Origin of the sequence: Muricauda sp. SCSIO 64092 (assembly GCF_023016285.1) — a bacterium.
Lineage (GTDB): Bacteria > Bacteroidota > Bacteroidia > Flavobacteriales > Flavobacteriaceae > Croceivirga.
Map to the genome: position 1 here is coordinate 4,259,559 of NZ_CP095413.1, position 12,238 is coordinate 4,271,796.

Sequence of the window (12,238 nt, forward strand, 5' to 3'; positions counted from 1 at the left end):
TAAATCAATTGAATACTAATTGAGAATGTAGTTTCTTTTCATTTTACGCACTTATCTTTTTAAGATTTTAACTTTTCTTTTGCCCTTACCTATCGATTACCGATTAAAAGAAAAGCATCTGATTGAAAACAATCAGATGGCTCGGAATTTTGACCAACGGGAAAAAGGGAGAAGCAAGAGGGTAACGTGCTGGCGCAACGTTACATTCTTCATTTACTTCGTAAAGCCCCTGTTTATAAGGGGTTTGGAGTTTTATAAGTTTTAAAGGGGAAAAACAAATTGTCACAAAACCTCTGAAAAACCCATAAAACACTGAAAAGTATTGTCACAATAAACTATAAAACATAGCCCAAATGGATGATTTAAAACAGTACGGATAAAAAAGAAAACATTGATAAGGTTCAAGAGTTTTTCAAAAAAGGTTTCAAATAGCTATTCCAAAACATTGGATATGGTCATGGACTTTTTCGAGTGGCATGGGTTTTTACCCGATGACCGTTTAGGGAAGAGCATGGTAGAGGAAATTATCAAGAACCGAAAACGTACCAATGCATCCATAGCCATCATCAAGGACATTGAAAAGAGCGAGACCCTACCAACTGTAGCCATGTTACAATACCTATTTGAGCAGCATTCCGAAGAAAATGACAGTGATTTTGAGGATGGTTTTGATTTTATAGAAAAGAAATTTGAAAATGGCTATGAGGAGGAAGAGTGGATGGAAGAGACCACCGTTCCCAGAATTAGCTATGACCGATTAAAAGATAAAATGGATTTTCTAAAAAAAGACTTTAGTTATGTATTGGATAATGTCAAGCTTGTAAAAAACAGTTTTGGTAAGGACTACTTAAAGCTGGAACTGCCTATGGAAGCATTGGAAAAGTATGGGAGAACCTTAAGAAACCATTAGAAAACAAATCCTCCTTTCATTTTTTTATCCCAGAAGTACCCTCTAATATCCCTTTTTTAAAAGGTTCCCGCACTTATTGTTGAATGATTATGAATAATAGTTGTTCTTTAACAAGAATTAGCAATAAACTTTACAAAGGTAACTGATTGTTGTGGTCAATTATAACTAATGAGGAATTTTATTGACCTATAGAATAATTAACCCTATGGAAGGTGAAAAAAATTAAAATCAGTTTGCCAAATTCGTTGAGTAAATCTCAATTGTAATTAATTAAGGATTTTCACCTTTTCATTGGGGACTAAAAAATAAAAACAACTTACAGTTCTGTTCTGTATATCTGCCTAATTAGATAAATAAAAGGATAAAAGTTCCACAAATAAACGCACTTTTATTACGCTTATCCGGAAATATATGAGGAACAAACGTAATATTATGTTTATACAGCTATACGTTATGTGCAAACTGAATAAAAATCGAGAATTAAAACAAATATGAAACAAATGACTAAAATGCTGTTTTTGATGGCAGTAATCGGATTAACAAGTTGTAGTCCAAAAATCACATCAAATTTTATCAACTCGTAACCCAAACTATCCATTGATGAAAAAGTGGCACTTATGGACATTGAACACAAGTTACCCGAAAGAATTACAAAAATTGGAGATTTAAGATTCCAAGATTCTGGGTTTTCTACAGACTGTAGCCTCAATAGTTTAATGAATCAAGCAAGGATTGAGGCAAGAAAGAACGGCGCAAATATTGTAAAGGTCATAGATAAAAAGAAACCTGATTTATGGAGCAGTTGCTACCGACTAAAAATCGAACTTTATAAATACGAAGGAGATGTTTCATCATTACCGCAATACAAATTAAAACTTGACTAAATATCAAAAACAAATCAATGAGAATTATTGTTAAAACCATCCTACTTTCATTCGTGCTATTTTTAACAAGCTGTGCTACGATTATATCCGGTTCACGACAAAATGTGGAAATTGCTTCAGAACCTACTTCTGCAAAAGTTTACATAAACGAAATAGGAGTAGGGAACACACCTGTTCAAAAGAATCTAAAAAGAAATCAAGAATACAATTTGGCACTCAAATTGGACAGATATGAAACCTATGAAACGAAATTGGAGAGAAAATTCAATGCGTGGTACATTGGTAATATTGCTTTTGGGGGACTAATTGGAATTATAATTGATCCGATAACTGGAGCAATGCATAAGTTAAAACCCGAAGAAATAAATGGAAGTCCGAAAAGCGGAACTACCTACATACGGAAAATGGTAAATTATTCATAAAAATAAGTATGGATATTGACTCGAATTCTGAAAAAATTGGACAATTAAAAAAATCGGAATAAAAGTCTGCACATAACAATGATAAAAAACATAGGACTTTTGTTCTTAATCGAAAGATTCGTGTTTATTTGCGAAGTGCTCAACTATAAAATTTGGCATTTACGAAAGATGATATATTGGATACTACCACATATAATTTTTATCAGGAATTTTTCTGCATAAATTATTTTCCAACCTTAAATTACTTTGGTTGTTAAAATTGTATATAATCTATGATTGATATAGTAATTTCCAGTTCCTAATTTTTGCTTTGTCAAAACTCCATCTTTCGCTAATTTGTTCAAGTAGTTCGCAGCTGTTATTCTGGACACGCTTAAATCCCTTTCAATAAATTCAATTTTAGTATACGGATGTTGAAATAGGTTGTTCAATAAGTCTTGACTATAAAATTTATAATTATCCCTAATCAAGTGTTTATATTCAAGCATAAGAATTTGAATTTCTTTAATCAATGCAATGGTCTGTATAGAAGTTTGCTCTACCGCTTGTATGACGTATATTAACCAATTCTCCCAATTATCCGAAATTCGTACCTCTTGTAGCAGTTCGTAGTACTTGGCCTTGTTTCCAATAATATACCTACTTAGGTAAAGTATTGGCAGGTCAAGTAGACCTTTCATTACAAGATACAATACGTTGATTATTCTACCGGTTCGTCCATTTCCGTCATAAAATGGGTGGATACTCTCAAATTGGTGATGAATGATGGCCATTTTGACTATTGGGTCAAATTCTGATAGACTGTCGTCATTAATGAATTGTTCAAGATTGGACATTAAGTCTTTGATGGTTTCGTAATCTTGGGGGGGCGTATAGACAAGCTCTCCGGTAGTGGCATTTTTCAAGGCAGTTCCAGGAACCTTTCTAAACCCCGCATTATTTTTTTCGAGTTCGGATTGAATTTGGATTATATCGTTATTGGTCAAGATATTCTTTTTGGATATTAAGGAATATCCTATTTTTAAAGCGGATATATAGTTTTGAACTTCCTTGGCTTCCGAGGATTTCAAACCGTCAAGGTTTAATTCTGCTTTGTAAAGGTCATCGTGGGTTGTAATTATGTTTTCAATTTCAGAACTATCCTTAGCTTCTTGGAGACCTAACGTATTGATCAGTATATTTTCGTTGGGAATGCTTGAGACCAAACCTTTTAATTCAGCGAGCGCCCTATGGGCTTGGTTAAGTTTTTTTAAGACTTGTTTTGTCTCAATATCTTTTGATATGGGTAGTTTTTCTAGTTTGAAATTAGTCATAATGATAAGAAAATCTAATTTTCTTTACAAATGTAATTCTTTTGATAAGAAAATCTAATTTTCTTTACATATAAAAAAGATATGATAAGGTTTTAAGATATTCTATACATTCAATAATTCATCGCTTCCCCCTTATCTTTATTCTCTTATCGGAAACCACCAAATTAAACGATGTAAATAGAAAGCCAATAAAATTTGTACCTTTATAACATCAAAGAAGAACAAATTATATCTTCAAAGTTCTTTTTAAGGTTTTAGTGTGCAATTAGGTGTACATATTTTGAAAAAATGAAATAAAATACTGAAAAACAGTGCGATATAAAAGGGTGGTTAAGTCTTTATATTAAATTTGGGAAGCGGATACCGCTCTCATTAAGCACCAATTCCTCCGGGGCTAGCCCCGGAGGGATTGAAAGCCCAGACAGAGTTTAATTTACAGATCCTTATTTTTAATTTACACACTTATCGGGATAGTGTCAACTTAATTTATGGGTGTAATTAATCTACAAGTTTAAATAGTCTATCATATCTAAACTTATGATTATGAAACGAAAACAACACAAATTCAAATTTCCCTACTATGTTGTTTTCGGGAAGAAGGCCCCAATATCTGGAGTCCTTTGAATTTTCTCTATTGTCTCCCATCACGAAATAATAGTTTTTTTTGAACGTATATGTAGTGATTTTTTTCTTATTTGAATAAAAACAGTCTCCAACCTTTTCTATAGGTAAATTTTCATGAGTATGGATTACTTCAGAATATAATGCATAACTAATAGGCGTTAAGTTGATAGACATTTTTTTTTTGGTATGACATAAGGGCCATAATTATCTGAGCTCCAATGATGATATTTGGATTTAGGATATACTTGAGCGTAATTTTTATTAGCGTTAATAATATCTTTTTTTAAATTCAAATTACTGGTTTCGAGTATCACATTATCATTACATAATATTTTATTGTTTATGTATATTTTATTGTTTTTTATCAGTAAAGTATCACCAGGTGTAGCTATGCAACGCTTAATGATGCTTTTATTGTTTTTAATGCCGCTAAAAACGACAATATCATTATTTTCTATCGGAGTTGTTCCTTTTAATCTTTTATCACTCCAATAAAATGAATTTTTAGTATGTAGGTTTTGTTCCTTTTTCTGATACAGAATATTAATCCATGGAATTTCTGAAAAAGAGCTAGGAATTTTAGGCCCATATTTAAATTTGGTAACAAATATAAAATCATCTTTAAACAATGAATTTTTCATTGAAGAGCTAGGGATTTTGTAAATATCAAATATCAAGACTTTTAAAGTGATAGACACACAAAAAATGAACGGCAATAAAACAAATACCTTTATTATGTTCTGTAGTAATTTGTCACGAATGAAGGCCAACAAATAAATTGCCCCCTGAAAAAGAGAATAATATATAATTAATAGAATAGACAGCCATTCTAGACCTGAGAACCATATATGTGCTACAAGAAATAATAAAACTATATTCTTATAATATCTCAAAACATTCTATTTTCTTACAATAAAACTGGTAATTTCATTACCCAGATAACCTTCTCCACTAACACCTTCTATATTTATTATAAACTTACCAGTAATGTCCGAACAATAAAAACTTATTTTGGCTTCTCCATTTTCATCGGTAATAATAGAAGGGTTCCAATATAAGGTATTTCTATAATCAGGAAAAACATCTTCTTCCGGTTTGTCTTTGTAAGTAGGATTGAAGAACTCCCGCTTACCATAGTATCCTTTCAATATTCTTAAGTTGAATTTTTCGAGCAAGTATTCTTCTGTGAATTTAGGATATCGATATTTTTCTGTCTTAAGACCTTTAAACCTATAACTGCTGCCTGGTCCGTTTTTCCACTCAAACCCCATGTATTGCTCATATGATTTGCCTTCTATGGGTAATGTGTTGTTTGTATGATCAAACTCATGTATGGGACAGTTTAGTATACCAGATTTACACACATAATCTGTGTTCATATCTATTTTGGTTAAACTGTCTAAAACAGCTAAATATTTATCTCTCATAATATTGGGCTTTTGAGCTTCAACAGTAACCCCCTCAAGTTCAATAGTTTTGTTGGGTATGATAAAGTTTTCAAGAGATGTGGATTTTTCTTCATACAATTTTGGTAGTGGATATTGTATAGTTTTTGAACCCCTAATACTGTTTATATCATCAAATGAAGCATCACCTAATTCAATTTTATATTTGGGTTTTTGAGGCGTTAAAGGTTTAAGGTATATATATGCTTGTTCCCCCATTTTTAAAACTTCATCAGTAATCAAGAATTGATTTTTAGAGTTGACTGCGATAAATTTTGATTTGCCCTTATTTCCTGTAAAAGCGTTGATAAAGTATTCCTTTGATTTTTCAACTTTACCTTTTGTAAATATTTTGGCCCGGATAGTATCCGAAACAATGGACGTAATATTTCTTTTCTTAACACTTTCACTGTTCCATATATATTTTCTCCACCCTTGTGTAAGTAATAATAAGTCCAATGCTTCTAGTCGATTTTCGTTGTTTTCCTCAAAGTAATAACCAGGGTTGTATATCCTACCTTTTAGCTGTGTAGAAAGATAATAGTGAGACAAAATGTTTTTGTTATCCTTTTGGTTTTGATAATGGTTATCAAAGACACTAATACCTATATGAGCAATTACTGGTTTTTTTTCTTCATTCGATGCACTTATTTTTAAAGTAATTTTATCTCGAACTTTATAATAATCTTCATTTTCCGAAATATCTATATAGATTGTTTTATGAGGATTGACATATACTAAACGTTCGGCAAGTGGTTTTAGGTCTTCATTAAAAAGAGTTACTTCTGCAATGCCTTGCGGCAAATCCCGCAAAGGAATTTGTATTTGGGTCTCTCGATTTAAGTTAGCTATTGCAATATTGTAAACTATACCCCGTATTTGCGTCCGTAAATAAACTCGTTGACTATTCAAATTTTTAGTTTGTGTAATCTTGAAAACCAACCTATTATTATTATTGGATATTACCTCCATTGCTATTCCATCAGGTAACATTTTGGGTAAAGAGTGTTTGATATTTGTTTGATTAATTTCAATATGATAGTTCTTGCTATAATTTGGAATGAAGTTCAAAGTTCCCATACCATCGTGTTGGCTTTTAAATTTTAATAATGGTTTGTTGTTTTCAAATAATGTCCCTGATATCTCTTTTGGTACACCAACAGAATCAGAAGCTTTAAATGCAAGTTTGTTTTCAATGTCAGATATCAAATATCCCCCTTCAGGAAAAGTATTGAAATGTAAATTACCATCATTGATATAAGAATTAGGCTTTGTTTTATTCTTTATACTTTTTACTATGTGTATTTTCTTTAAAAAAGAAAACTCATCTATATTTTTAAAAAAAGTATATGAGCTATAGCCTGTCAATGTATATGAGCCTTCTTTTAAAGAGTCATTTAGTATTAGATGGCCGTCAACAAATCCATTTTCTATTTCATATCTTTCCTCCCAAACAGGTTTATTGGTATGGTCTTCTATCAGTTGAATAAAAAGTACCTTGCTTCGTTGAGAAGGAACAAAATATTGGGAGTCCAACAAATATCCTTTAAACCATAAATCTTCTTCCGTTTCATAGATGTCCTTATTGGTTTGGAGATAACCTAAATCCGAAGCTAATTTTTCAGTATGCATCTGGAGGTTGTTTACTAAAGAATCTGCTACAGATTTATGTTCTTGGGAAAAAGAGAATATTGTAGCTAAACATGAGATACCTCCCAATACAACCCTTAATATTTGAAAAAAGGGATCATACATTATTCTTTTGTGGTAATTTGATGTTTTAGCTTCACAAATGCACTACTGTTTTGAGGTGATTGAAATTCATAACCTTCTATAATTCCATTTTTTATTTTAACAACACATGGGTATATTGTGTTGTTGGTAGGAATGTTCAATTCATCTCTGATATCTAAATATATGTTAGAATAATCCTTTAGACGAAGATTTGTTTTATTTTCCAAAGTCTTGATAGATTCTATTTTGGTAAGAACAAATAGGATATTATCGTTTTCTATATTTTCCTTCATAAAGATTTCTGCTTCTTTAATACATCCTTGGCAACCCAACCCCGGGAGAATAACAATCCATTGCTGGGTTAAATCCATATTTATGTTTTCCATGAAAGATTTTATAGCTTTTAGTTCAGGATCATCGTTGTGATTCTTGCACGATACACAGATACATGAAAATATGATAAATACCAATATTACGCTTGAATATACTTTTTTCATTTATTAAATTTTTACCGCGTTAAATATTTTTATAATTAGATTTTCTTCCCTATCATCTTTGTCAAGATATTCAATATTCAGTCCTTCCTGTGTGACAATGTAGCCTTCCCTTTTTTGTAACAAGGGAAGCTCTTTTTGCTGGAAAAACGGGATGACCCTGTCATTGAGCAGATCGGCCGCTGTGATGGCGTTTTTACGGTCGTAGAGCTTTACGAACGACACCTTGCAATAAGTGTCGATAAAGGTCTGGGCATAGATACGGCCGATTCCTTTGACCGAACCGACATAATAGGTGTCCTGTGCGCCCAGGTAACCGGGGTGGTGGGTCTCTATCTCGCCGTGGGCCTGTTTTTCCTCTTTGGCACGCTCCAAGGCCTGTAACTGGGCCTCGGTCAGCACGAAGCCATCTTGGGCGGATTTGGCCTCCAAGGCCTTCAACCGTTTTTTAAAGGTCTCCAGGTCATGGCGCAGCCAAACACTCCGTACACCGCCGGGGGATATGAAAGTTCCCCGTTTCTTAAGTTCATTGGACACCCGTAACTGCCCATAGGCGGGAAGTTCAATGGCCATCCCTTATCCCGTCCATTACTTCATCATTAGTAAGTTGTCTTGGACGGTGAAGAACTTTTGGGGAGAGCAGGTCGAAATTAAGAATGTCATCTATATGGTCCAAATGAGGGTGCGTAATCACCACATAATCCAGTTGATTAACCCTGTAATTGTATCTAAGATGCCTTAATGGACTGAACTCTAAATCATTTCCCGAGTGGTCACCAGTTCCTAAGTCTACAACAATATGTCTATCGTTTGGAGTTCTAATGTATGTGGAATGACCATGTTGGACATCCCAAAATACAATGGTACATTCATTTGCCATTTAGATTTGATTTTATTCTTTTTGAAATATAACCTGTTTGCTTCCTAATATGGCAATGGTACATTCATTTGCCATTTAGATTTGATTTTATTCTTTTTGAAATATAACCTGTTTGCTTCCTATATGACAATGTAAACATCAGTAAGAGGACAATCAGTGTAATAGGGATCCTCCAATTTACAAGACATGTGAACTTCATTTCAATCCATAGATATATTTTGATTAATCCAATCAAAGAAATTAGGCCGATAATGGTTCGATACATATTGTTTACCTCTGAAAGCAAATCAATTTTGTCATCTTTCTTTGAAGCTTTGATATGGTCTTTGTACGATTCAAATTTTGCAATCTTTACCCATTTCAGAAATGGTTCTATTACCAATGAACCAAATCGACTTACAACTAATCCCAGAAAGTAGTAGATGAAAGCTTTGGTCAGGATGTCTCCATCAATCTCAAAGCCTGCCTCTTTTGAAATCCAAAACCCAAATATCACTCCTGGAAGTAAGTAATTGAAAATATTATATGATGATATTTTTTCAAACAATTCTTTCATTGCCTATAATGATTGAACATCCTGTCAGTGATGGATAATTTCCTCACTTTAAAATATTGTGATAAATGGGAACAGAGTTCCCTGTATAACGTGTAATGTTTTGATTTACAAAAAATTGTCTAATACTGTGCCAAGTTAAATTGGCTGACAAAAAGTCTTAAAATTTAGTTAGAATTACTGTCTAACGTGCTGTTAACATGTAAAATATGTGTGTGATTAAGTTGTTCAATCTCAAATTACCATTCAATTGCATACCCCATGAATAAAGATTTTAGTCAAACATTGGGATTATTAGGGAAAAAGAATTCAGATAAAATTTAAGCTTGACAAAAAAAATGAAAGCTGTTATTACAAATAGCTGTTTAATATTTTTTATACATTTACGGCCTTAAAGAAGAGCAAATCATATCTTCTAAGTTCTTTTTATGGTTTTAGTGCGCAATTAGGTGTACATATTTAGAAAAAACAATTTAAAGTGCTGATTAACAGTTCGGTATAGTTAGATGGTTCATTCTGCCACCCCGACAATAGTAAACAAAGGGCTTTCGAGAGATTGGAAGCCCTTTTTGTTTTCCTTAAAATTGCTGGGTTCCCCCAACTTTTTCCATTTTCTTTTTTCCTCTTTACTCATTTGAATTGTTTTGATTTTTTACGAATAACCTTAAGTTATTTTTTAACCAAAGAGCAGGAGGTCATCTGGAATTGTGAGACTGTATGAAATCAAAAGATTCACCACCTTAATTCAAAACAATTCTGCTGTATGGTCAAGACCTAATCTGAATAGATAATGGATTGGACCTTTTCCGAATTTCCGCTCGGTGGGCAGTTCCCCAATGGCAAGAAAATCCAATAAAGAATGCTAAAACAGATACTCAGGGTTATGATATCCTATAGCCAAAAAGAAAAAACAAAAGGTGGTTTACTTTTTGTTTCATTTTTTTTCTCAGGATTGAAAAGGCTCTGACCATATTTTTTTCAACCGTATTAACTGAAATATTAAGATAATCGGCAATTTCATTATAGGTCAACCCCTCTTTTTTACTAAGTAAAAAAGTTTCTTTGCACTTTGGTGGTAGCAGTTCTATCTCCTTTTCCACCGCGGTAAGAAGTTTAAAAGTCCGACTTTCATCTTGGGTTTCAACAAATGAATCCAACCCTTCTATATATTTTTTTTCCAGAGCGGTTATTGACATCTGTTTTCTATACACGTCAACAAATTCATTATAAACAGATCTATACAAGTAATTTTTTATAGAAATGGTCTTATCCAGTTTTTCGCGCTTCCTCCACAACTGAATTATGACATTTTGCACAATATCTTCTGATTTGAAATTATCTCTGGAAAGATTGGTGGCATAATCACAAAGTTCCTTGTAGTATTCGTCAACCAAATAGGCATAGGCTTTTTCCTCTCCCTTAATGAGTCCTTTTACAAGTCTTTTTTTGTTGATTTCTCTTTTCAAACCTTCCCAAATGTAATTTTTTTTTGATTAAGAAGGGTGGTATTCAGTTTCGGTTTCGTTTTTATGATATAACCAAACGAAAAGATATTAAGTCCGAAACTCTGAAGTAAATATGTTGCATAAGTTTTATGTGATATGAAGAGTGATTTATAAAAATGGAGAATCGAATAAAAAGCTTAATTGTCAAATTTCTGGCCAAAGAGGCGGATATCCATGAACTCCAACAATTGGAGTTATGGGTAGGAAATCCTGAAAACCAACAATTGTTTCAAGAGTATATTGAGGCCAACGCGATAATGAATATGAGTGTAGGTAAATATGACAAAAAAAGAGCTAAGGGGATCATTCTAAAACAAATCAGAAAAGAAAAAGTCAATCAGGGGAAAAAGGCAGTGAAGCCGAATTTTATGAAATATGCGGCGATACTGGTAGTGGCGTTAATACTTGGTTATTTTTATTTTATTGAAAATAGGGATTTAAATGACCCTGTTGTGTCCTCGCCAACTATTGATGATACAATCAAGCCAGGGTCCGATAAGGCTACTTTGATATTGGAGGATGGTTCTGTGGTTGATTTGAGTTCTGAGCACACTTATGAAACCAAGAACATTAAGAGCAATGGCAAGGAAATTGTTTATTCTGGCCAAGAAAACGCTAAGGATATCAAATACAACTACCTGACAGTTCCAAGGGGAGGAGAGTATTTTCTCAAATTGGCAGATGGAACCGAGGTTTGGTTGAACTCCGAAACACAATTAAAATATCCTGTGAGCTTCGTAGTGGATAGGCCAAGGGAAGTGGAATTGATTTATGGAGAAGCGTATTTTGACGTATCTCCAAGTATAGAGCATAACGGGGTAAAGTTCTTGGTGCTAAATCAATCCCAGAAAATAGAGGTATTGGGCACTGAATTCAATATAAAGGCCTACCCAGACGAGAAAAATATTTATTCAACTTTGGTCGAGGGAAGCGTTTCGGTAATTTATGGTACTTCAAGGGAAAATCTGGCTCCTGGTCAACAATCAATTCTTCATGTGGAAAGTAACGAGGTGATTGTTGATGATGTTGACGTTGAAAGTGAGGTCTCATGGAAGGATGGGGTTTTTATTTTTCGCGAAAAACCATTGAAGGATATCATGAAAGTTATATCCAGATGGTATGATGCCGATGTTGTTTTTGAGAATAAGGATTTGGAAACCTTAAGATTCAGGGGGGTTATTGGAAAACATCAGGAAGTAGAAGAAATATTGTCAATAATGAAATCGACCTCGATAAAGGAATATGAGATCAGGGACAAAACCATTTTACTAAGATGAAATATAAATGATGGCCGTGTGGTCAATCCGAGCTGGCCAAAAGACAACCAACATAATGAAAATCAATTGCTAACAACTCAAAACTAACTCTTCTGCCTATGAAATAAATCCAAAATTTATAAAAAAAGAGGATAAGGTTTTACCCGTCAAAGTAAGTAACCCTACCCCCTTATGCCATTATTGATTTAATACCAAAT

11 protein-coding genes and 2 pseudogenes are annotated in these 12,238 nt (G+C 33.2%); 4 read left to right on the forward strand and 9 right to left on the reverse strand.

Translation table 11 applies throughout. The features are described 5' to 3' along the window. Positions 1–373 precede the first annotated feature (373 nt). The 3 genes and pseudogenes from L0P88_RS17725 to L0P88_RS17735 form a co-directional block, all read left to right on the forward strand. A pseudogene (locus tag L0P88_RS17725) lies at positions 374–910 on the forward strand (BfmA/BtgA family mobilization protein); the annotation flags it as partial. Between the two features lie 617 nt (positions 911–1,527). After that, positions 1,528–1,794 carry a hypothetical protein gene (locus tag L0P88_RS17730; RefSeq protein ID WP_247131242.1) on the forward strand — a complete coding sequence of 89 codons (267 nt, stop codon included), beginning with the start codon at positions 1,528–1,530 and terminating at the stop codon, positions 1,792–1,794. Between the two features lie 17 nt (positions 1,795–1,811). Beyond that, on the forward strand, positions 1,812–2,216 hold the full coding sequence (locus tag L0P88_RS17735; RefSeq protein ID WP_247131243.1) for a PEGA domain-containing protein: 405 nt from the start codon (positions 1,812–1,814) through the stop codon (positions 2,214–2,216). A gap of 236 nt (positions 2,217–2,452) precedes the next feature. On the opposite strand, the gene L0P88_RS17740 is transcribed toward L0P88_RS17735, so the two are convergent. The 9 genes and pseudogenes from L0P88_RS17740 to L0P88_RS17775 form a co-directional block, all read right to left on the reverse strand. Then, positions 2,453–3,529 carry a Fic family protein gene (locus tag L0P88_RS17740; RefSeq protein WP_247131244.1) on the reverse strand — a complete coding sequence of 359 codons (1,077 nt, stop codon included), beginning with the start codon at positions 3,527–3,529 and terminating at the stop codon, positions 2,453–2,455. A gap of 498 nt (positions 3,530–4,027) precedes the next feature. Then, positions 4,028–4,327: a signal peptidase I gene (gene lepB, locus L0P88_RS24170; RefSeq protein ID WP_409557691.1), complete on the reverse strand. Its 300-nt coding sequence runs from the start codon at positions 4,325–4,327 to the stop codon at positions 4,028–4,030. Continuing rightward, positions 4,312–5,046 (reverse strand): signal peptidase I, encoded by a 735-nt coding sequence (gene lepB / locus L0P88_RS17745; RefSeq protein WP_313791571.1) that lies wholly within the window; start codon positions 5,044–5,046, stop codon positions 4,312–4,314. Before lepB (L0P88_RS17745) ends, lepB (L0P88_RS24170) begins: the two co-directional genes overlap by 16 nt. 6 nt (positions 5,047–5,052) lie before the next feature. Next, positions 5,053–7,230: a hypothetical protein gene (locus L0P88_RS17750; RefSeq protein WP_247131245.1), complete on the reverse strand. Its 2,178-nt coding sequence runs from the start codon at positions 7,228–7,230 to the stop codon at positions 5,053–5,055. Positions 7,231–7,352: 122 nt separating this feature from the next. Next, a complete protein-coding gene (locus L0P88_RS17755; RefSeq protein WP_247131246.1) occupies positions 7,353–7,829 on the reverse strand; it encodes a hypothetical protein in 477 nt (158 codons plus the stop codon). A 114-nt stretch (positions 7,830–7,943) separates the two neighbouring features. Next, positions 7,944–8,399 (reverse strand): annotated as a pseudogene (locus L0P88_RS17760) (IS481 family transposase); the annotation flags it as partial. Further along, positions 8,389–8,706, reverse strand: a complete 318-nt coding sequence (locus tag L0P88_RS17765; RefSeq protein ID WP_247131247.1) for an MBL fold metallo-hydrolase — start codon at positions 8,704–8,706, stop codon at positions 8,389–8,391. The pseudogene L0P88_RS17760 and the gene L0P88_RS17765, both read right to left, overlap by 11 nt. Positions 8,707–8,770: 64 nt before the next feature. Further along, the gene (locus L0P88_RS17770; protein WP_247131248.1) at positions 8,771–9,262 is read right to left on the reverse strand and encodes a hypothetical protein; all 492 of its coding nucleotides are present in this window, start codon (positions 9,260–9,262) and stop codon (positions 8,771–8,773) included. 878 nt (positions 9,263–10,140) lie between these two features. Then, positions 10,141–10,725, reverse strand: a complete 585-nt coding sequence (locus tag L0P88_RS17775; protein WP_247131249.1) for an RNA polymerase sigma factor — start codon at positions 10,723–10,725, stop codon at positions 10,141–10,143. Between the two features lie 155 nt (positions 10,726–10,880). Here L0P88_RS17775 and L0P88_RS17780 point away from each other — a divergent pair, with 155 nt between their 5' ends. After that, positions 10,881–12,041: a FecR family protein gene (locus tag L0P88_RS17780; protein WP_247131250.1), complete on the forward strand. Its 1,161-nt coding sequence runs from the start codon at positions 10,881–10,883 to the stop codon at positions 12,039–12,041. Positions 12,042–12,238: the final 197 nt, after the last annotated feature.